Origin of the sequence: Pseudomonas sp. IAC-BECa141 (assembly GCF_020544405.1) — a bacterium.
Classification (GTDB): Bacteria; Pseudomonadota; Gammaproteobacteria; order Pseudomonadales; family Pseudomonadaceae; genus Aquipseudomonas.
The window spans coordinates 3,755,883-3,775,230 of the sequence record NZ_CP065410.1; the positions used below are offsets into that span (position 1 = coordinate 3,755,883).

Consider the following 19,348-nt stretch of genomic DNA (forward strand, 5'->3'; position numbering starts at 1 on the left):
CATGCAAACTCTGAACACCACGCTGCTGATCATCGGCGGCGGCCCCGGCGGTTACGTAACGGCCATTCGTGCCGGGCAACTGGGCGTTCCGACCATTCTGGTCGAGGGCGAATCGCTGGGCGGCACCTGCCTGAACATCGGCTGTATTCCGTCGAAAGCGCTGATTCATGTGGCCGAACAGTTTCACCAGACTCAACACCACAATCAGCATTCGGCACTCGGCATCAGCGTTTCGGCGCCGACCCTCGACATCAGCAAAAGCGTCGAGTGGAAGGACGGCATCGTCGATCGCCTGACCACTGGCGTCGCCGCGTTGCTGAAGAAGAACAAGGTTCAGGTCATCAACGGCTGGGCCAAGGTCATCGATGGCAAGACCGTGGAAGTCGGCGACACCCGCATCCACTGCGAACATCTGGTGCTGGCCACCGGTTCAAAAAGCGTCAATCTGCCGATCCTGCCGATTGGCGGGCCGATCATTTCGTCTACCGAGGCGCTCGCGCCGAAGTCGGTTCCGAAGCGTCTGATCGTGGTGGGTGGCGGTTACATCGGTCTGGAATTGGGCATTGCTTATCGCAAGCTCGGCGCCGAGGTCAGCGTGGTCGAGGCGCAGGATCGCATCCTGCCGGCCTACGACGCAGAACTGACCCAACCGGTGCACGACGCGCTGAAGCAACTGGGCGTGAAGCTGTATCTGAAACACAGCGTTCTGGGCTTCGACGGTACGTTGCAGGTGCGCGATCCGAACGGCGACACCCTGAATCTGGAAACCGATCAGGTGCTGGTGGCCGTCGGCCGTAAACCCAATACCCAAGGCTGGAACCTTGAAGCGCTGAACCTGGACATGAACGGCTCCGCGATCAAGATCAACAACCGTTGCCAGACCAGCATGCGCAACGTCTACGCCATCGGCGACCTGAGCGGCGAGCCGATGCTGGCCCACCGCGCCATGGCTCAGGGCGAGATGGTGGCCGAGCTGATCAGCGGCAAGACCCGCGAATTCAACCCGACCGCCATCGCTGCGGTTTGCTTCACCGACCCGGAACTGGTGGTCGTCGGCAAGACGCCGGACGAAGCGAAAGCTGCGGGACTGGACTGCATCGTGTCGAACTTCCCGTTCGCGGCCAATGGCCGGGCGATGACCCTGGAATCGAAAACCGGCTTCGTGCGGGTGGTCGCTCGTCGGGACAATCATGTGATTGTCGGTTGGCAGGCAGTGGGTGTCGGGGTGTCGGAGCTGTCGACCGCGTTCGCGCAAAGCCTTGAAATGGGCGCACGACTGGAAGACATCGGCGGCACCATTCATGCGCACCCGACCCTGGGCGAAGCGGTGCAGGAAGCGGCGTTGCGTGCGCTCGGGCATGCGTTGCACCTGTAACTCTCGGTCGCAGATCGTTCCCACGCTCCGCGTGGGAATGCCTCCACGGACGCTCCGCGTTCGACTGTCGGGACGCAGAGCGTCCCGGACTGCATTCCCACGCAGAGCGTGGGAACGATCAAAGGCAGAGATTTCGGGCTGCGAAACCGCTCAAGAATGAAGTATTGTTGTGCCCATCCAAAAAAACGTCAGAAGCCTTGAACCGCTTCGGCGGTTGTTCAGTGATAGAGGGTGTCATGGGTAACGAAAGCATCAACTGGGACAAGCTGGGTTTTGACTACATCAAGACCGACAAACGCTATCTGTCGTACTTTCGCAACGGCGAGTGGGACAAAGGCACCCTGACCGAAGACAACGTGCTGCACATCAGCGAAGGCTCCACTGCGCTTCACTATGGTCAGCAATGCTTCGAAGGCCTGAAGGCCTATCGTTGCAAGGACGGCTCGATCAACCTGTTCCGTCCGGACCAGAACGCTGCACGCATGCAACGCAGCTGCGCCCGCCTGCTGATGCCACATGTGTCCACCGAGCAGTTCATTGAAGCGTGCAAGCAAGTGGTTCGTGCCAACGAGCGCTTCATCCCGCCTTACGGCACCGGCGGCGCGCTGTACCTGCGTCCTTTCGTGATCGGCGTGGGTGACAACATCGGCGTGCGTACCGCACCTGAGTTCATCTTCTCGGTGTTCGCGATTCCGGTTGGCGCCTACTTCAAGGGCGGCCTGACGCCGCACAACTTCCAGATCTCCACCTTCGACCGCGCCGCGCCACAAGGCACCGGTGCCGCCAAGGTCGGTGGCAACTATGCCGCCAGCCTGATGCCGGGCTCCCAGGCCAAGAAAGCGCACTTCGCTGATGCCATCTACCTGGATCCGCTGACCCACAAGAAGATCGAGGAAGTCGGTTCGGCCAACTTCTTCGGGATTACCCACGACAACAAGTTCGTGACACCGAACTCGCCGTCGGTACTGCCGGGTATCACCCGTCTGTCGCTGATCGAACTGGCCAAGTCCCGCCTGGGTCTGGAAGTGGTCGAAGGCGACGTGTTCATCGACAAGCTGTCGGACTTCAAGGAAGCCGGTGCCTGCGGTACCGCTGCGGTGATCACCCCGATCGGCGGCATCAGCTACAACGACCACCTGCACGTATTCCACAGCGAAACCGAAGTCGGCCCTGTGACCCAGAAGCTCTACAAAGAGCTGACCGGCGTGCAGACCGGCGACATCGAAGCGCCAGCAGGCTGGATCGTCAAGGTTTGATCTGACAGCCAGATGCACAAAAGCCCCCATCGAGTGATCGATGGGGGCTTTTTCATTCGTCCCGTTCGCTAACCTTCATGGCAATCCGCTTGCCCGCGCGACCGGCAATCCCGCTCGCCTGTCCGTTCTGCTGCTTGCCCATGCGCGCCTGGGTAATCAATCCGGGAATCAGCTCCCCCTCCGGCAGGTTCTTCCAGAACCGCGTCGGCAAATGCCCTTGCATGACTTTCTCGTTCAACCGCGCCGGGTTGAAGATGTGGCTGTAGTACGTCAGCCATAAATCACCGTGGGGATCATCGACGTTCTGCGCCAGTTGCTGCCACTCCACCGGGCATTGCCGTTGATGGATCAGTCGATCGCCATCGTAATAAACGCCGTCGCGGGGCGTAGCTATCAGCCAGCGATGCCGCCCCATGCGCCCGACGAAATGTTCGCTGGCGCTGTGCAGGATGTCGTGGGCCGGTTCGTGCCACGCGACATATTGCGGCCCCGGCAGATCCGCCGAGCGCTCGATGAAACGCACGAACGCATGCAGATGATGGGCTTCGCGCTGCACCTGCTTGATCCGCCGCTGCAACTCGCTGCCCAGTTTGTCACCGGCCATCATTGCGGTGCGATCGCCATGGCTGACGCGCCACAGCACTTCATACAGCAGACTCCAGCGTTGATCGCCCCGGTATCGAGATGCTTGTTCCAGGGTGTCGAGCAATGCACGCGGAATCCGCGCCTGAAACGGCCCCTGCCCTTCGGGCACCGACACGTCACTGGCGAACAGATCGCTCACGCCTTCCGACGCCCAGCTCACCAGACTCGGGTCGATTTCATGGCTGAGCAGCCAGCGCGCCTGCTGGCGCCAGATGTCGAACAGGTCGTCGCAATCGAGATTGATCATCCCCACAGCCCCATCTGTTGCGGCATCGGCCGGTCGCGCAGTTGCTGATAGAGCATCTGGCTGGTGACTTCTGCCTGCTGCGGGTGGTAATCGCTGGTGATGATGAACGGCTTGGCCTTGGCCAGCACGCAACGCATACGCGCCACGTCTTCGTAGCGAATGCGCCGCTGTCGACGCAGCTCCACCAGACGTTCGGTGGTGCGCAGGCCGATGCCGGGAATGCGTGAGATCAACGCCGGTTCGGCGCGGTTGAGGTCCAGCGGAAACACCTCGCGGTTCTGCAGCGCCCAGGCCAGTTTCGGGTCGATGTCCAGCGCCAGATTGCCCGGCCCCTGAAGCAACTCACCGGCGGTATAGCCATAACCGCGCAACAGAAAATCAGCCTGATACAAGCGGTGCTCGCGCATCAGTGGCGGCGCGGCCAGCGGTACGCTTTTCGGGCTGTCGGGAATCGGGCTGAACGCCGAGTAATAGACCCGGCGCAGACGGAAGTTGCCGTAGAGCGCCTGGGCGCTGTGCAGAATTGTGCTGTCGTCGGTGTCATCGGCGCCGACGATCATCTGCGTGCTCTGCCCGGCCGGGGCGAACTTTGGTGCGCGGGGTTCGTTAAGCACGGTCTGCAAGCCGGTGTAGATGGTGTTCATCGCCTGCTTGATCGAACCGATGTGCTTCTCCGGCGCCAGCGTCTGCAAACTGGCATCGGTGGGCAATTCAATGTTGACGCTCAAGCGGTCGGCATAACGCCCGGCCTCTTCGATCAGGGCAGGATCCGCGTCGGGAATGGTCTTGAGATGAATGTAGCCACGAAACTCATGCTCTTCGCGCAACAGCTTCGCGACACGCACCAGTTGCTCCATGGTGTAGTCCGCCGAGCGGATGATCCCTGAACTGAGGAACAACCCGCTGACGCAATTGCGCCGGTAGAAATCCAGGGTCAGCGTCACCACCTCCTCTGGAGTGAACCGCGCGCGGGGTACGTCGCTGGAGCGGCGGTTGACACAGTATTGGCAGTCGTAGAGACAGAAGTTGGTCAGCAGAACCTTGAGCAGCGACACGCAACGCCCGTCCGGCGTGTAGCTGTGGCAGATGCCCATGCCATCGGTCGAACCCAGCCCGCGCTTGCCCTCGGAGCTGCGCTTGGGCGCGCCACTGCTGGCGCAGGAGGCGTCGTACTTGGCGGCATCGGCGAGGATGCTGAGCTTGTCGATGATTTGCATGGCACGCACTCGATACTGTTCGCATATACAGTATAGAGAGCAATTGGCTCATTCAAGGTGCAATGCCGCTCTTCGTCGGATTGTCGCGCCGCAGCAGTCAGGTCAATTTGACTCAATGGCAGTCAGATTGACTCGATATCACGAAGGTCATAATGACTATCAAATCTGCGCAGCCCTTGATATTCAAGGCTGTCCGGCATGGCCCGAAAATTGACTGACTCACGGTAGCCATTTGGCTGAAGACCAAAAACGGGAGTTGAACATGGATCATGTTTTTCAGGGCAAGCTTGCGGTCATCACCGGCGCCAGTTCGGGCATAGGCCTGGCCGCTACCGAGCGCCTGCTCGACCAAGGCGCACGCGTGTTGGCCATGTCGCGAAAGCCCGGAGCACTGGCCGAACTGCTTGAGCGGTATCCACAGCAACTGGTCTGGCATCCCGGCGATGTCACTCAAGCCTCTGACCTTGCCTCCTTGGCCGAGCAGGCTGCGAGTCTGGGCCCGGCAAGCTTCGTGGTGCCCAATGCCGGTATCGCAGAACTCGCCGACGGGCTCGACAGCTCGGCGTTCGATCGCCAATGGGCGGTGAACGGCGCCGGAGCCCTGAACACGTTGGCTGCCCTGCGCCCGCACCTTGCTGACAAGGCGTCAGTTGTGTTCATCGGTACTTTTCTGGCCCAAATCAGTTTCGCGGGGCTGGCCGCCTACATCGCATCAAAAGCAGCGTTGATCGCCCATGCCAGGACCCTCGCGGTCGAGCTGGCGCCCCACGGCGTGCGCATCAACTGCGTCTCCCCCGGCCCGACTGCAACGCCGATCTGGTCGACATTGGGCCTGAGTGACGAAGCGCTCCGGGACGTGGCCCAAGGCGTCAACAACCGGCTTTTGAGCGGGCAGTTTCTCGAACCTGCGGCAGTGGCCGACGTCATTCTGTTCCAACTGGGCAATGGTGCTCGCGGCGTCATCGGTCAGGATTGGGTGGTCGATAGCGGTTATACCCTGAGCTAACGCGCATGCACCGATCCGGGCGTGGAATCCGTCAGCTTGCGACCTGACGAGTCCCGCCCGGCTTCGGGCAAAACCAGACCCCAGCGTGACGCAAATTCTCGGCGCCCTTGCACCGTCAACGTCAGCGCCCGGCAGTCCAGATCCTGCGTCACCCATTTGCGCTTCAACGCAGCCTGCAATAACGCCGCCCCGAGCGAACCGCCTAAGTGCGGCCGGCGCATGCTCCAGTCCAGACACGTCGGCACCAATGTCAGGGGCAAAGGCCGGCGATGACGATTGCCAGCGACGATCAGTGAAATCCTCGCCCATGACATCGACCTGAAGCGGTTCGCCTGGCATTACCGCCCTTCGCTGAACGGGCGAATTCCGCTGTTCAGCGAAGTACGGGCTTAGGCGTTGCGTAATTCGATCGTCAGGTGCGACAACTCATGCACCGGTGCCAGACGCTCGCGAATCGCTTCAGCAGTCACGCCAGCCGCCGCGACTACGCTGACAATCGCCGCCCGCGCCTGCGGGCCGACCTGCCAGACGTGCAAATCGCTGATGCGTACGTCATCGGAGGTTTCCAGCAGTTCGCGGATCTCCTCGGCCACCGGCTCATCGGTGGTATCGAGCAGCACGGCGGCGCTGTCGCGCATCAGGTTCCAGGCCCATTTGGCGATGACGACGGAACCGACAATGCCCATCACCGGATCCATCCACACCCAGCCCAGATAGCGACCGGCCAGCAGCGCGGCAATCGCCAGCACCGAGGTCAACGCGTCTGCCAGTACGTGCATGTAGGCTGATCGCAGGTTGTTGTCGTGATGGTGATGATGACCGTGATCATGGCTGTGGTCGTGACTATGGCCGTGGTCATGATGGCTGTGATGGCCGGCCAGCAAAAACGCGCTGAGCAGGTTGACGCCCAGTCCGACCACGGCGATCAAGGTGGCTTCGCCGAACGCCACGCTGGTCGGCTGGAACAGACGGAAAACCGATTCCCCGGCAATCCCCAGCGACACCAGCCCCAGCACCATCGCCGAGGCAAAACCCGCCAGATCGCCGACCTTGCCGGTGCCGAAACTGTAGCGCCGGTTGTTGGCGTTGCGCCGGGCAAAACCGTAGGCCGCCGCCGCGATGCCCAAGGCGCCGGCGTGAGTCGCCATGTGGAAACCGTCGGCCAGCAATGCCATCGAACCGGTGAGATAACCGGCGGCAATCTCGCCGATCATCATCACGAAGGTCAGAACCACCACCCAGAGCGTGCGGCGGGCGTTTTCATCGTGGGAAGCACCGAGAAACTGGTGGTCGTGGGAAAAGTCATCAACCTTGAGGGTCATGATATCGGCGCTCACTTGGAATATCGGCGGATGGCCAGCAACAACTCTTCCACGCCTTGGGCGCGGGCCTCGTCGCTGAGGTCGGGACGGGCGACATGCTCGCGGGCGTGGGCCTCGATGAACTGCTCCATCAGGCCGTTGATCGCCCCGCGAACCGCCGCCATCAAGTGCAACGTCTTGGCACAATCGGCCTCGGACTCCAGCGCTTTTTCGACAGCCTGAACCTGCCCGGCAATGCGCCGGACGCGGTTAAGCAACTCGCCTTTGTGTTCGTGTGTGTGCGACATACCTATACCCCCTACCCCTATATGGCGAGCATAGTCGCTGTTTAGATCAGAAGGGGCAAGGCCTGCTTTCGACCATCCGTCGCGGCTTGAAATTTTGATGTGAATGAGGCGGCACGTCAGACGGCGCCGCCTCTGGAAGGCTGTTCAGAGGCAGGGCCGTTGGGAACCCTCGTCTGTCAGGCCCATTGCAGTGGCGGGGACGACGAGAAGCAGAGGTCTACGTCCAGTTGCGCGGCGGCCGACAGGTTGACCAGCGCATCGAGAGAGAATTTGTCGATTTTGCCGTTGAGTACGTCGTTGAGGCGCGGCTGGGTGATGCCAAGACGCTTGGCCGCCTCCTTCTGCGGAAGCTCCCAGGCACGAATCGTTTCGCACAGCGTGCGCATCAGCTTGGCCCGCAGGCGCAAGTTGGCCGCTTCCTGCGGCGTGTCTTCCAGTGCATCCCAGACGCTTGAGAAACGCTGGGAAGAGTTTTGATGATCCGTCATGGTTCAACCTATTTCCTGGTATCTGGCCCGTGCCAGTTCTATGTCTCGCGTCTCGGTTTTGCGCGTGGTCTTTTGCAGGGCGTGCAGCACATAAATCGCGTCAGGCCGGTTGACCACATAAAACACTCGAAACGCCCCTGAATCCTCGGTGATTCTGATTTCATTGACGCCCCGCCCGACTGTTTTCATGGGGCGCCAGTCAAAGGGTTCGTCGCCCTGTTGCAACAGATCCAGTTGGAATCCTGCAGCTCTGCGAGCATCGAGGGGAAAAGCTCTCAAATCCTTGAGCGCACTCCCGACAAACACCACGTCCTTGTGTCTTGGCATTGGCTTCTCCTGTGTTGGAAGGAAAAGCGTAATAGCCCGGACGGAATCGTGTCGCGGCGGTGTGTTGCAAGGAATGGCAGCGATCACATACAGCAGACTATATCGAAACCGATATAAATCAAGTTTGAATTGGCTTATCTGACATTTGGTATCACAAAGCAGAAATTGGCGAGTCGGCACACTTGTTAAGCCCACACAGATCCCCTGTGGGAGCGAGCTTGCTCGCGATGGCGGACTGAAAAATGACGCATCATTTTGCCCCCATCCGGGAGGCTACATTGCCTTGCGCCTTTGCCTACAACTACGCCAGAATCCGCCGGCTTGTGCGGTTTTGAGGGCGTCGGTAACTTGATTCGCATCACTGAATGGTCAGTGAACGGGTTTAGTCGCTCGATGATTTCTCAAAACTTTACATGTGCTCCAGACAAGTCAGGTGACCTTCATCTGCACTCTATGGCGGCTGTGTGCAGGGCACCCTCGGGTGCGCCGGTTTTGGGAAGTCGCCGGTCGACTAACCTGCGTACAGCTGCCACCTATTCGTTTAGTCGCGAGGTGGTGTCGGCATCACTTTGAGGCTTTCCCGAATGTTCAAATACGTACCCGATCCACCCGAAAAAGACGCTCCCAACGAGTCCGACCCGACTTCGCCCTACTCGTCCACCGACTCAAAGAAACTCCACGAAGCCGCCGAGCGCGCTCTCGACCACTACCTGAAACCCACCGCCCCGAAACAGCACTGCCCCGGCCGCATGTTCCTCATCGCCCCCCACATCGATCAACATGCCTTGCTGGCCCACGCCTGCGAATCGATGGCCTCGGCCAGCGTGATGCTCAACGACTTCGCCGCGCTGTTGGACCCGCCCTACCGCAGCACCGTGCTGGGCATCGCCCAAGTGGTGATGTGTGGCGAACTGGCGGTCAATCGGGCGCTGGACACTCTCGATGCCACGACCTGAGGAACACCCATGGAAAGCAAATCCGATGCACACATCGTCGCCGCTCTGATCTCCATCGGCCTCAACGAAAAAGACAGCCAGTGGGCCCAGAAAGTCTGTCTGCTACTGCTCGAGAGCGAACGAAAATCCATCGTCACTGCCGCACTCAACGCCCTCACCCAACTCGCCCGTGACCATGGCGAACTGGACCGCAATCGACTGCTGCCCGCACTCACCAGCGTAAAGCGCCGATTTCCAAGCCTGACCAGCACGGTTGCCGCGACGCTGGATGAGATGGCGATTGCCGCGTAACGCCCCAGGTAAAAAGGCAAGAAAAAACCCGCTGGCTCCGTGAAAGGAGACAGCGGGTTTTATGACCTCAGCAGTGAAACGGGCAATCAATCCTCCCGCGTCAAAACCTCCAGCAACTCAATCTCAAACACCAGATTCGAATTAGGCGGAATCTTGCCCATCGTCCGCTCGCCATAACCCAGATGCGCCGGCACCAGCAGCTTGCGCTTGCCGCCCACCTGCATGCCCATGATCCCTTGATCCCAACCCTTGATGACCCGGCCCGTACCGATCACACACTGAAACGGCTTGCCCCGGCTCCAGGACGAATCGAATTCGGTGCCGTCTTCCAGCCAACCGGTGTACTGGGTGGTGATCAACGCGCCTTTGACGGCGGCTTTTCCGTCACCGGGCTGAAGATCGATTATCTGCAGTTCGTCATTCATAACATTCGCTCTATTGTTCCGCTGGCCGCCGTTTTCCCAGAAATGCCGGCCCTTGGCAACCGTTTGACCCCGTGTTGGCCGTGATGGATGATGGCCACCCGCCACCCATCCCGAATCGATACGCCATGTCAGCGATGTTTGAATGACTCAACTCTGGATCGGCTTTGCCATTGTCGTTGTGCTGATGGTCGTGATCGCCGTTCTGATCCGCCGAGTGCACGAACTTCGTCAGCAACTCGCCGAGTATCGCGAACTGCTCACCCGTGCGGCCGAAGGACAGAACATTCACCAGGATGGCGACGCCGACCGCTTCAAGCGCAGCCAGTATTTCGCCCGGATCGGCACCTGGGACTGGGAGGTCGACACCGACCGGCTCTACTGGTCGGATGCGATCTTCGGCATGTTCGGGTTCAAGATCGGCGAGGTGACACCCTCCTACGCCCTGTTTTGCTCGTGCGTGCACCCCGATGATCGCGCCAAGGTGCGCGCCGGAGAATTGCGCTGTCTGGAAACCGGTGAAAACCACGATGAGGAATACCGCGTGGTCTGGCCCGACGGCACGATTCGCTGGCTGCGGGAAACCGGCAACGTGGTACGCAACGATCACGACGCGGTGATCAAGATGATGGGCGTGGTGCGCGACATTACCGAAGAAAAGGCTTCGGCCAGCTATCTCCAGCATCTGGCCCATTTCGATCCGCTGACCGGTCTGCCGAATCGGCTGGTGCTGGAAGAACGGCTATCGGAAGCACTCGAACATGCCCGCGTGACCGAGACGCGGGTGGCGCTGGTGTTCATCGATCTCAACGGCTTCAAAGCAATCAACGACCGCTACGGTCACGCCGCCGGCGACCGCGTTTTGATCACTACCGCCACTCGCCTGAAACGCATCCTGCGAGTCAGCGACACCGTCGCGCGGATCGGCGGCGATGAATTCGTGGTCATCCTGCAAGGCCTCGCCCCCGGCCTGAACCTGCAGGACGAAGCCCGCAGCATCTGCCAGAAAATCTTCATCGAATTGTCCCCACCCATTCCGATCGGCAACGACCAACGCCACATCGGCACCAGCCTCGGCGTCGCCGTATTCCCCGACCACGCGCCGACCATGGATCGCTTGCTGCACATTGCCGATCTGGCGATGTATGAGGCCAAGCGCAGCGGGAACAATCAATATCGGTTGGGTGGCGGACAGTTGCTGAGTCATGGCCGGGTTGATTGAGTCCCCAGGCTATTTCTCGACCGGCTGAATCGCCACAATCGTCCCGTTGGTAATCATCACCATCACGTATTTATCGTTGATCTGCACCCACTGCGCCTGCGGCTCTGGTTGCTTGAGGCCTTTCTGTTTCCAGTTTTTGATGGCTTTTTCGCTGCGCTGGTAGATATCCGGGGCGCGGTCGTTGACGTTCAGTTCGCGTTTGCCGGTCGGTGATTGTTCGACAGTATCGTTCGAGGTTTGCGCCGCTTGAACGAGGGGGCTGATCCCGGCGATGCCGGCGACGAGGGCCAGGCTGGCGATTAGGGTCTTGTTGTTCATCGGTGAACCTCCTTCAGATGTGTGATACCTGAACTCCGACTGCGGGGTTCGGGAATCATTCCGTGTTTTTGGTCTCGGCTGACCGAGAGACTGTAGTCGTCAAAAAGACCGCTATCGCTGGCAGGCTGAATCATTAACTCCATTCTGCGGATTCAGGCTCGCGTTTACGCTTGAACAGTTTGTTGAACATCGACAGTCGCCATTTCTTCGCGGGTGAACAACCAGTACGGCGCCTTGCTCAAGCCGTCCCTGCTCAATGCAGCCCCGCCGCTTTGCAGGCATCGACGAAATTGATGCCTTTTTTGTCCATGGCGTGTTTGACCAGCGCGTTGGCTTTTTGCAGCGCGGGGCTGGGTTTGGCCCATTGCTCGGGAGGCAGGGGTTGCGACCAGGCTTGCACGCTGTCCGGCAGGGTCGGACGACCTTTGCGGTGGGCCCATTCGGCGATCAGGTAGGGCATTTTCCAGAAGGTCAGGACGCGGCGGACGTACCACCAGCGCAGGGGCCATCGGGTGCGTTTACCGTAACCGTAACGGTGGCGCTGTTCGGCGCTCAGGTCTTCGGCGCCATCGTCTAACGAGCCCATGAAGCGCGCTCCTTTACGTTCAATTTCAAACGTATGCAGTCCTTCATAAGGTTTGAGCTCGTCTTCGGTCGGGGTCAGCCCCAGCAGAACGAGCATGGGATTGGGCGTATCCACCAACTCCCCTTCCTCCATGTAATTGCGAATCGACGCCCACATGCCCAGCGCATGCACGTCGCTGGGCTGGGCCATCAGGATAAATTGCACGGTGTCGTGCTCTTCGTCCTCCAGCCCCATGCCGAAGGTGTAATCACGCAGGGCGCCGTAACCGGTGACGCCCTGACTGCGCGCGACCCAGGCCACCACACTTTCCCACGGCACGATCAGTACGCGATGAGTGGTGTCGTCGATGTAGCAGACTTCGCGGCGTTGGCGGTTGAAGCGTACGGGGTAGCTTTTGGCGAGGGTTCGGACGTTGGAGAGCATGCCGTAGACGTAGCCACCAATTGGAATAACGGATAAAAGCGAACCCGTGACGAAAACTTGCAATCCATCCCAAACTATTTCAGAAAACTTCCGACTGAATTCTGATGGGCTGAAAAATACAAGCCAGATAGAGATGAGAACAGGCATTAAAAAAGCGAGGAACAAAACCATCCAAATCCCGGCAGCCAAGATTTTCGCTTGCTCAACTGTGCCCCGATTATTCCCCCCCAACTCCAGAAAGGTCTCATTCATCTCCGAAAAGTTACGCCGGGACACCTGAGCCTGCCCGGTGTAAACCGGCAGCGGCGCCAGAAACAGGGTTTCATTCAGCCCGCGGACCCGCAACTCCCCGGCGCTCGGCCGTTGGCTGCGAATGTCCGGTGCCGGGTCTTTGGTTTCGGGCTTGCTTTTACGCTTGAACAGTTTGCTGAACATCGACAGTCGCCATTTCTTCGCGGGTGAACAACCAGTACGGCGCCTTGCTCAAGCCATCAGGCAAGGTTTCGACGGGGTCGAGGGTGAACCGGCCCTGGGCCGGCAAACGTACACCACGTTCCGTGGCGATGCGCAGATCGCGCAGGACGAAACAGGTGCGGTGTATCAGGTCACGTCCGGCTTCCAGTTGGTAACCGATGTTGAGCGCCAGAGCGAAGTCCGTCGTTTGCAAGGCCTCGGCGATAGGCAACTGCAGGGTCAGTACCTCGTCTCCCTGACTGACGACTACGGCAACCGCGGCCCACGCGGCGCTGCTTTCCTGCCAGCGCCGGGGTGGCAGCTGACTGTTGTAGGGACCGTGAATCGGTACTGCACGGGTCTGTTGATGGGCCAACAGTTGCAATTGACGGCTGTCCATTTCCCGGGTGCGCACGCCGGGCAGTCTGAGCTGCAAACAGGTGCGCTTGCCCTCGCGGATCAGTTCGCAGGTTGGCTGTTGCACCACCCTTGCCAATGCGCTCCAGTCTTCCGGCAGGCTGCGTTGCAGGTCGGCGGCGCCCCAGGCACTCGCTTGCAGCCACTTTTGCAAGGCGTCCAGATTGAAGTAGTTGTACAAGCCCTCGCCCAGCAGTTGCAGAGCCGTACCGATCAAACCCACAAGGTTGGCCTGGGCGGCGATGCCCAGCAGTCGGGGACTGGCTTCAGCCCAGGCAATAGCACGCAGTTCGGCGGGTTTTCTCAGAACCTGAGTGATGATCGACGTCGTGTGTTTGGCGCCCCAGGTATTGGTGCCCACTAGGGTAGCGTCACCGGCAATTTGCAAGGTGGTGGCAGCTAACTCCTGATAATTACCTTCGGCCAACGCTTTACCCCATTGCTGCGAATGTTTGACTGAATCGGTTATGGCAGCCAAACCACCGAATATGAATGCTCCAAACCCCGCCCCCGCCGTCCAGCGCCCTAACCGACTCATGGAGTTGAGCTTGCCAGCGGCACTGTCCATTTGTTCGATATGCGCCTGAAGGATCGTCACCGACAGACCTTGAACTACGGCAAATCCCGCTGCCAGCATGCCAACCGATGATTCGAATAGTGTCCCCCAGTCAGGAAGCGGCGCCGTGCCCTTTTTACCAAATGCACTCAACGCCTCAACAAACTTCTGCCCCTGATAAACAAACAGCAATAACGCAATCCCGTCGCCCTTGGACTTCAACGCACCCGCCATCGGTTTGCCAAACGTTCCCGTCGCGCGGAAATCACGTACGGTGCGCTGCATTTCTTCCCGTAACCCCGGAGCCATGCCGTCGATCACCGTGCCAATCTGGCCCGGCCCGCTTGAACCGACGGTCAGGGCGCGACTTAGGTTGTCTTCCAGCGGCAGGAGCGCGGCCTTGAGCTGGTTGATCCGCTGGTTGTGCACCTGCTCACTGCCTGGGGCGGCGAGGCCGTAGATCTGCCGCGACAATTCGCGATGACGCAGTTTGTAGGTCTCACTGAGCTGGCGACGCAGGTCGAGCGCGGCATCGCGGCTCTTGTTGAAGGCCTGAAACTCGGACGCCGACGCTGCCCGCAAGGTCAAGCCGCTACGGGAAAACTCGCGCAGCAGCTGCAGTCGCGTTGAGATACCGAGACTACGGATGAAGCTGGCTGGGTCGACTGGTTGTTGGCGTTTGAATTCTGAGTGTGCCCGATTCAACTGATCCGCTGCGATCAGTTGATGCGCCGGCACGTAAGCCCCATCCAACAAACTCTGCAGCCCACTAAACCGCCCATTCAGATCCGCAAAGTTGGGTAACCGCTCATTCATCAAGCTTCTGAACTGATTGGTCAGCACGTTAACCGCATCAAGACTTTCCTGCGCCGCCGCGGCCTTGATCGAGAAGCTGCTCAGGTCCATGAGTTTCTTGCTCACGTCCCGCTGATCGGCAAGGGTCAAGGTGTCCAGCCCTGGCACGACGGTCAGCAGGTTGCTTTCCAGATAGGCCGCCAGTTTTTCCGTGGCCTCACTGTTCCAGCACAGGGCTGCGACGCAGAGGAACTCGGTTTCAAGGCGATGGCGGATATGTTCGTCGTTGCGAAAGTCGTAATACCAGGCCGCCCGGTGAAAGTGACCGGCGACGATCATGTCCAGGCGATCTTCGCGAATGGCCTGCAAGCGCGTGTGCCAATGGCTCAGCAGCGTCTGCTGCTGGCTGACGAACGCTTGCATGTCGGCGCGGTTGATCAGGTGATCGATGCCGCGCTGGCCGAGCTCCTTTCCGAACAACGCCTGCCATGTCTGCAAGTGCAGTGCCGCGATAGTGTCTCGGTGTTTTTGCCAAAGCACCTGACCCAGGGCGTCCAGCAGGTTGACGGTCGCGCGCGCATAAGGATCGGTCGCGGCCGCTTTTCGCCAATGGTCTTCATCGCCAAATATTGGCCGCCCGGCGTGGTCGCGTTTGGTACGCAAGTAGTCCTCAATGACTGCCTGTTGCTCAGCGTTGGTTTCGTCCCTCAGGGCTTTGGCGGCGGGGTCGGTGCTGGCCAGTGCATCAAGGCGTGCCGGGGTCACTTCGTACAACGACTGGATGTAGGCGCCGGTGAGGTAGCGACGCTGGGCGGCCTCATCGCTACTCCAATGATCGAGCCAGTCCGCGACCTTCAGTTGGGCGCTGGCCAGGTCGCGCATCACACCAAAGTCGTCACGCAAAACCAGAAACAGGTAATCGTTCTGATGCGCCCCCAGCACTTGGCTGCTGAGGGTTTCAATCGACGTGCTTTTGAACAGTGATGTGTCTTCCCAAGCGTAAGACTGGCGTTGCTGCGGGTTGGCACCCTCGGGCAGATCCATTGGCGCGGTTTTTTCCGCAACCTCGGCCAGCCAGGTATCCGCCTGACGTTGGCTCAGCAGGTGCATGCCGCCCTTGTCCGGACAGGCACTCGCCAGTTCGATGCGTTGCATCCAGTGCTCACGCTCAGCGACGTCCTTGAGCACTTGCGAACATTTGTAGGCCGTCCACTGGATTTCCGAATAGCTGGCGAACAACGTGTGCTGCCGGGAGAACACCAATTGCGGCTCGCCAATCGACGTGGTGCGCATGTCGCTGGCGACTTCCCGACCCTTCCAGACCAGTTTGCTGATCTGGCCTTGCTCAATGCGGTATTCATGCAGGTAACCGGTGCCGTTATCAATGATGTACAGGTAGCCGTCACGCAGCAGACGAATGCCCAACGGTTGGCTGTTCAGCTTGAGCGGTATGCTCAGTTCGGCTGAAGGATCGAGGTTTTCCACCAGACCGTAGCGCAGGGGCAGCAACTGCACTTTTTCGCTCATCAAGAAGCACTGCCCCATAGGTGAGCGGATGTCTTGGGTGCTTTTGGCCAGGGCGGCGATATTGGCGGCTGTCATGACAAATCTCCCGGCAGACGGGTCGAACGTTCATGCGCCAGCTCGGCAGCGCGTTGCACGCGTTTCAGCGGGCACTGCTGTGAAGGCACGGTCAGCAGCTCGACAATGTCCGGGTGACTCTCCAATGGCTGCCCGGCCAGATAGCCCAACACGTTGGCGTAGAGCGTGATTTCCTGTTCTGAGGTGAAGCCTTGTTCATAGGCCTGTTGCGCTGTTTTTTCGGCAAATCGAAGGCGTTCCCGATCTGCGCAGGACGCCATGAATCCGGGGAAATACCGCCGCAAGTGATCGTTGAGGCCAATCACCGACTGATGAAACTGTGCCTCTCCCAGCGCCGTGAGTTCCCCTTCGGTCAACTGATAGATCTCGGGGGTGTCGGGCGCGGCATGATCCACACGTTGATGTTGTAGCCAGGTGGCCCGAAGCCCATCAGGCAGGCACAGATGCTGGACGGGGCCAAACCAGCGTGTGCTGTTGGCCTGCTGCGCAAGGTCGAGCAATTGATGCATGACAGCGGGATCGCCGATGCGCAGCATGACCTCCACCGTGCTCGGATGTTTGACGGCGAGCAGACGACGCCAGTGCTTGCAGAGCGTTGCTGTATCAGCATCGCTGAACAGCAAAAATCCCCATTCCAATGCGGCGCTTTCCTGAAAGTACGTCAGCAACGGATCGTCTGCGCCGTTGAGGGTGATCAGGTACGGCGATATATCTGCCAGTTCCTGCCAGCGCGTGCCTTGATAGAGGCAATACGCCGGGCTGTTCCAACGTTGCAGGCATTGCGGCAGATCGGGGGTGCTCACACCGTCCAGCAGCAAGTAAGCCGGCACGGACCAAGGCAAGTCATGGGGTAACGAAGGGAGTTCAAGCATCGGCCTCTCCACGTGGTTGGGTGGCTTCGCACACCGCGCAGATCGGCCTTCTGGCCATCAGGGCCAAACGCTGTGACTGGAGCAATACGGGGGCCGGAGGTTTTTTTTCGGTTGATGGCGTTGCTGATAACGCCGCGATACCCGCCACCGGCGCACCACCCTCGACAATCGCCACGCTGCTGAAGATCCCGCCCGAATTGATCACGATGTGATGCCCGCCCGCCGTCAGCGTCAGGCTGGTCCCGGCATCGATCACCACCTGGCTGGCGGTGACCCGCGCATGGGGGCCGGCCTGGATGACCAGCGTGCCGTCCGCCGTGGTGCTGCTGTTGCCGCTGATGCTGAGCAGATCGTCGGTGCCGATGACCGTATGGCGCGTTCCGTCGGTGGTGTGTCGTTCATCCGCCTTGATCAGGCTGGTGCTCTGGTTGTCCACCTGCTGGAAACGGTCGCGCCGGATCTGGCTGTGGCTGTCATTGAGGATCAGTTGTTCGAAGTCGCGCTCGGCCCGCAGGTAGATTTTTTCCTGCCCGGCACGGTCTTCGATCATCAGTTCGTTGTAGCCGCCGGTGTGTGGCGAACTGTGGCTGCGCAGCACGGTTTTGCTCTTGTGCTCAGGCAGGGTGTAGGGCACCGAGGTGACTTTGTTGGCCACGCACCCGGTAATCAGCGGCTGATCCGGATCACCCTCCAGAAAGGTCACCAGCACTTCCATGCCGATGCGCGGGATCGTCACCGAGCCGAAGCTTTCACCGGCCCAACTCGACGAAACCCGTAGCCAGCAACTGCTGCGCTCACTGTCGAGTTCGGCGCGGTCCCATGGGAACTCGCACTTCACCCGGCCAAACTCATCGCAATAGATCTCTTCGCCGACCGGCCCGGTGACTCGGGCGGTCTGACTGACCAGCGGACGACGAGGTGCCGGCAGCGGTGGCCGGAACACCACCTCGGCAGGGATGACGCTGAAGGTATTGCGATAACCCTGGGTGAAACCGTCGGTGTCTTTCGCATCGCTGGTGACCGATTCTTCAAGCACCTGGGGCTGACGCCCCTCGTGGGAAACGCTGAGCAACAGCCACAGGTCGTTGCAGTGTTGGCGCGGGTGTTCGGCCAGTTCAAAGAGATGGCCGCTGCGCAGGTTGGCTTGATCGCTCTCTCCTTCACCCAGCTCATAGTCGGCGCGAGAGCGCTCAAGCGCCTGCCGTGCGAGCTGCTTGCCGCGTCTTTCGTTCTCGATCAACAGCGGATAGCGGTAATCCTCCAGCACCGGAGTGAAATCGGCGGTAAAGCGACTCTCGACCAGCAGGCTCGGGCGCTTGAGGTCATAGTCGCGGCGCACGACCGTGCTGGTGCGGGTGCCGGTACGAATGCTGAAACGGCTGACCACCGAGTGCTCGGCCACCATGCCGGAGTCCTGCCGATAGGGCGTGGCGCCAAGCTTGGGTAAAAACACCTGGTCATCGGTGAAGACCAGCAGATGCCCGTCCACCGAGTGCTGGTGATGCCAGGCGATACCGTCCTCGGCGCACAGGCGCTGGATGAACTCCAGATCGGATTCGCCGTACTGGGTGCAGTAATCACGGGGCGGATTCGCCGCGACATGAAAGCTGAAGGCATCCGCTTGAATGCCATGCCCCTTGAGCACCTGCGCGATGATCTGCGGCACCGTACGCTGCTGGAAAATCCGCTGATCACGACCGAACTGCAAGTAGTGCAGCGCCGGCACCAGTGTCAGGTGGTAGCGGGTCAGACGCTTGCCCGACTCACCCGCCAACACATCCTCGATATGCCCGTGAATGCCTTCGCCGTTGTGGCCAAACTGCAGAAACGCGGGCCGGGCAAGCAAGCTTTCCAGATCGAAATCCGAGTGTTCGCTGACCAGTTCAATGTGAATGCCGTAGAGGGTGCTGATCGCTTCGGTGCCGCTGAAGGCCAGGACCTTGAAGTCGTGGCGGATCGCAGGAATCTGCAACACGAAATGCGCCGCATTGGCCGACCGGAACATACGCTTATCCTTAAGCAAAGAGGAAAAGAGCGCGATGTCCAAACCGTCCGTGGTTCGTGCTCGCGAGAATTGGCGGGCACGCTATCAAGGGAAGGCAGTGATTTTATGTAAGGCGCTTCGTCAGTCTTTGTAGGAACAGTCGCTAAATAGGAACAACTGCATTGATCCGCTCCGCACATCAATCCATGCCAACTATGCAATTAACAAATCGATCCCTGCGCGCCACTATCCGCCCCAATAAAAACCGTGCGCCGCCTCCC

Annotated in this window: 18 protein-coding genes and 2 pseudogenes; 7 read left to right on the forward strand and 13 right to left on the reverse strand. The window is 59.9% G+C overall.

Going from position 1 to position 19,348, the window contains the following annotated elements:
- The first annotated feature begins 1 nt into the window (after position 1).
- On the forward strand, positions 2-1,375 hold the full coding sequence (lpdA, locus tag I5961_RS17035; RefSeq protein ID WP_085705069.1) for a dihydrolipoyl dehydrogenase: 1,374 nt from the start codon (positions 2-4) through the stop codon (positions 1,373-1,375).
- Between the two features lie 236 nt (positions 1,376-1,611).
- Positions 1,612-2,631, forward strand: coding sequence for a branched-chain amino acid aminotransferase (locus I5961_RS17040; RefSeq protein WP_085698139.1), 1,020 nt, complete (start codon positions 1,612-1,614; stop codon positions 2,629-2,631).
- Between the two features lie 52 nt (positions 2,632-2,683).
- Here I5961_RS17040 and I5961_RS17045 read toward each other — a convergent pair whose 3' ends face one another.
- Together I5961_RS17045 and I5961_RS17050 are read right to left on the reverse strand one after the other, a co-directional pair.
- The gene (locus I5961_RS17045) at positions 2,684-3,523 is read right to left on the reverse strand and encodes a TIGR03915 family putative DNA repair protein (protein WP_227232906.1); all 840 of its coding nucleotides are present in this window, start codon (positions 3,521-3,523) and stop codon (positions 2,684-2,686) included.
- Entirely contained in the window at positions 3,520-4,740 is a 1,221-nt protein-coding gene (locus I5961_RS17050; protein WP_227232907.1) for a putative DNA modification/repair radical SAM protein, read from the reverse strand. The genes I5961_RS17045 and I5961_RS17050 overlap by 4 nt, the downstream gene beginning before the upstream one ends.
- A 262-nt stretch (positions 4,741-5,002) precedes the next feature.
- Here I5961_RS17050 and I5961_RS17055 point away from each other — a divergent pair, with 262 nt between their 5' ends.
- Positions 5,003-5,746, forward strand: a complete 744-nt coding sequence (locus I5961_RS17055) for an SDR family NAD(P)-dependent oxidoreductase (protein WP_085705075.1) — start codon at positions 5,003-5,005, stop codon at positions 5,744-5,746.
- Here I5961_RS17055 and I5961_RS17060 read toward each other — a convergent pair.
- Positions 5,743-5,982 (reverse strand): annotated as a pseudogene (locus I5961_RS17060) (transcriptional regulator); the annotation flags it as partial. The gene I5961_RS17055 and the pseudogene I5961_RS17060 overlap by 4 nt on opposite strands.
- Positions 5,983-5,985: 3 nt before the next feature.
- On the opposite strand from I5961_RS17060, the pseudogene I5961_RS17065 reads away from it, so the two are divergent.
- Positions 5,986-6,139, forward strand: a pseudogene (locus tag I5961_RS17065) (cytochrome P450); the annotation flags it as partial.
- Here the strand turns inward: I5961_RS17065 and dmeF are convergent.
- The 4 genes from dmeF to I5961_RS17085 form a co-directional block, all read right to left on the reverse strand.
- Positions 6,136-7,068: a CDF family Co(II)/Ni(II) efflux transporter DmeF gene (gene dmeF, locus I5961_RS17070; RefSeq protein WP_227235616.1), complete on the reverse strand. Its 933-nt coding sequence runs from the start codon at positions 7,066-7,068 to the stop codon at positions 6,136-6,138. The pseudogene I5961_RS17065 and the gene dmeF sit on opposite strands and share 4 nt — an antisense overlap.
- An 11-nt stretch (positions 7,069-7,079) precedes the next feature.
- The gene (locus I5961_RS17075) at positions 7,080-7,355 is read right to left on the reverse strand and encodes a metal/formaldehyde-sensitive transcriptional repressor (RefSeq protein WP_085698135.1); all 276 of its coding nucleotides are present in this window, start codon (positions 7,353-7,355) and stop codon (positions 7,080-7,082) included.
- 176 nt (positions 7,356-7,531) lie between these two features.
- Positions 7,532-7,843 carry a helix-turn-helix domain-containing protein gene (locus I5961_RS17080; protein ID WP_227232908.1) on the reverse strand — a complete coding sequence of 104 codons (312 nt, stop codon included), beginning with the start codon at positions 7,841-7,843 and terminating at the stop codon, positions 7,532-7,534.
- Positions 7,844-7,846: 3 nt separating this feature from the next.
- The gene (locus tag I5961_RS17085; RefSeq protein WP_065258430.1) at positions 7,847-8,170 is read right to left on the reverse strand and encodes a type II toxin-antitoxin system RelE/ParE family toxin; all 324 of its coding nucleotides are present in this window, start codon (positions 8,168-8,170) and stop codon (positions 7,847-7,849) included.
- Between the two features lie 584 nt (positions 8,171-8,754).
- On the opposite strand from I5961_RS17085, the gene I5961_RS17090 reads away from it, so the two are divergent.
- Positions 8,755-9,126, forward strand: a complete 372-nt coding sequence (locus I5961_RS17090; protein ID WP_085705081.1) for a DUF6124 family protein — start codon at positions 8,755-8,757, stop codon at positions 9,124-9,126.
- Positions 9,127-9,135: 9 nt separating this feature from the next.
- Entirely contained in the window at positions 9,136-9,417 is a 282-nt protein-coding gene (locus I5961_RS17095) for a hypothetical protein (RefSeq protein WP_085698132.1), read from the forward strand.
- 86 nt (positions 9,418-9,503) lie between these two features.
- Here the strand turns inward: I5961_RS17095 and I5961_RS17100 are convergent, their stop codons facing one another.
- Positions 9,504-9,842: an FKBP-type peptidyl-prolyl cis-trans isomerase gene (locus I5961_RS17100; RefSeq protein ID WP_007952931.1), complete on the reverse strand. Its 339-nt coding sequence runs from the start codon at positions 9,840-9,842 to the stop codon at positions 9,504-9,506.
- Positions 9,843-9,984: 142 nt separating this feature from the next.
- On the opposite strand from I5961_RS17100, the gene I5961_RS17105 reads away from it, so the two are divergent.
- Entirely contained in the window at positions 9,985-11,061 is a 1,077-nt protein-coding gene (locus I5961_RS17105; protein ID WP_227232909.1) for a sensor domain-containing diguanylate cyclase, read from the forward strand.
- A gap of 9 nt (positions 11,062-11,070) precedes the next feature.
- Here the strand turns inward: I5961_RS17105 and I5961_RS17110 are convergent, their stop codons facing one another.
- From I5961_RS17110 to tssI, 5 genes are all read right to left on the reverse strand, one after another.
- Complete coding sequence (locus tag I5961_RS17110) at positions 11,071-11,379, reverse strand: RcnB family protein (protein WP_227232910.1); 309 nt, start codon at positions 11,377-11,379, stop codon at positions 11,071-11,073.
- A 253-nt stretch (positions 11,380-11,632) separates the two neighbouring features.
- On the reverse strand, positions 11,633-12,823 hold the full coding sequence (locus I5961_RS17115) for a DUF6708 domain-containing protein (RefSeq protein ID WP_227232911.1): 1,191 nt from the start codon (positions 12,821-12,823) through the stop codon (positions 11,633-11,635).
- Complete coding sequence (locus tag I5961_RS17120; protein WP_227232912.1) at positions 12,798-16,211, reverse strand: toxin VasX; 3,414 nt, start codon at positions 16,209-16,211, stop codon at positions 12,798-12,800. Before I5961_RS17120 ends, I5961_RS17115 begins: the two co-directional genes overlap by 26 nt.
- On the reverse strand, positions 16,208-17,029 hold the full coding sequence (locus tag I5961_RS17125) for a DUF4123 domain-containing protein (protein ID WP_264373524.1): 822 nt from the start codon (positions 17,027-17,029) through the stop codon (positions 16,208-16,210). The genes I5961_RS17120 and I5961_RS17125 overlap by 4 nt, the downstream gene beginning before the upstream one ends.
- Positions 17,030-17,075: 46 nt before the next feature.
- Positions 17,076-19,088, reverse strand: coding sequence for a type VI secretion system tip protein TssI/VgrG (gene tssI, locus I5961_RS17130; RefSeq protein ID WP_227232914.1), 2,013 nt, complete (start codon positions 19,086-19,088; stop codon positions 17,076-17,078).
- Positions 19,089-19,348: the final 260 nt, after the last annotated feature.

What these genes read in the sequence shown, in the direction of transcription:
- I5961_RS17050 (WP_227232907.1), bottom strand. Translation starts at nt 4,740, where the DNA reads ATGCAAATCATCGACAAGCTCAGCATCCTCGCCGATGCCGCCAAGTAC.
- I5961_RS17105 (WP_227232909.1), top strand. Translation starts at nt 9,985, where the DNA reads ATGACTCAACTCTGGATCGGCTTTGCCATTGTCGTTGTGCTGATGGTC.
- I5961_RS17045 (WP_227232906.1), bottom strand. Translation starts at nt 3,523, where the DNA reads ATGATCAATCTCGATTGCGACGACCTGTTCGACATCTGGCGCCAGCAG.
- I5961_RS17120 (WP_227232912.1), bottom strand. Translation starts at nt 16,211, where the DNA reads ATGACAGCCGCCAATATCGCCGCCCTGGCCAAAAGCACCCAAGACATC.
- I5961_RS17040 (WP_085698139.1), top strand. Translation starts at nt 1,612, where the DNA reads ATGGGTAACGAAAGCATCAACTGGGACAAGCTGGGTTTTGACTACATC.
- I5961_RS17090 (WP_085705081.1), top strand. Translation starts at nt 8,755, where the DNA reads ATGTTCAAATACGTACCCGATCCACCCGAAAAAGACGCTCCCAACGAG.
- I5961_RS17085 (WP_065258430.1), bottom strand. Translation starts at nt 8,170, where the DNA reads ATGCCAAGACACAAGGACGTGGTGTTTGTCGGGAGTGCGCTCAAGGAT.
- I5961_RS17110 (WP_227232910.1), bottom strand. Translation starts at nt 11,379, where the DNA reads ATGAACAACAAGACCCTAATCGCCAGCCTGGCCCTCGTCGCCGGCATC.
- I5961_RS17055 (WP_085705075.1), top strand. Translation starts at nt 5,003, where the DNA reads ATGGATCATGTTTTTCAGGGCAAGCTTGCGGTCATCACCGGCGCCAGT.
- tssI (WP_227232914.1), bottom strand. Translation starts at nt 19,088, where the DNA reads ATGTTCCGGTCGGCCAATGCGGCGCATTTCGTGTTGCAGATTCCTGCG.
- dmeF (WP_227235616.1), bottom strand. Translation starts at nt 7,068, where the DNA reads ATGACCCTCAAGGTTGATGACTTTTCCCACGACCACCAGTTTCTCGGT.
- I5961_RS17095 (WP_085698132.1), top strand. Translation starts at nt 9,136, where the DNA reads ATGGAAAGCAAATCCGATGCACACATCGTCGCCGCTCTGATCTCCATC.
- I5961_RS17080 (WP_227232908.1), bottom strand. Translation starts at nt 7,843, where the DNA reads ATGACGGATCATCAAAACTCTTCCCAGCGTTTCTCAAGCGTCTGGGAT.
- I5961_RS17075 (WP_085698135.1), bottom strand. Translation starts at nt 7,355, where the DNA reads ATGTCGCACACACACGAACACAAAGGCGAGTTGCTTAACCGCGTCCGG.
- I5961_RS17115 (WP_227232911.1), bottom strand. Translation starts at nt 12,823, where the DNA reads ATGTTCAGCAAACTGTTCAAGCGTAAAAGCAAGCCCGAAACCAAAGAC.
- lpdA (WP_085705069.1), top strand. Translation starts at nt 2, where the DNA reads ATGCAAACTCTGAACACCACGCTGCTGATCATCGGCGGCGGCCCCGGC.
- I5961_RS17100 (WP_007952931.1), bottom strand. Translation starts at nt 9,842, where the DNA reads ATGAATGACGAACTGCAGATAATCGATCTTCAGCCCGGTGACGGAAAA.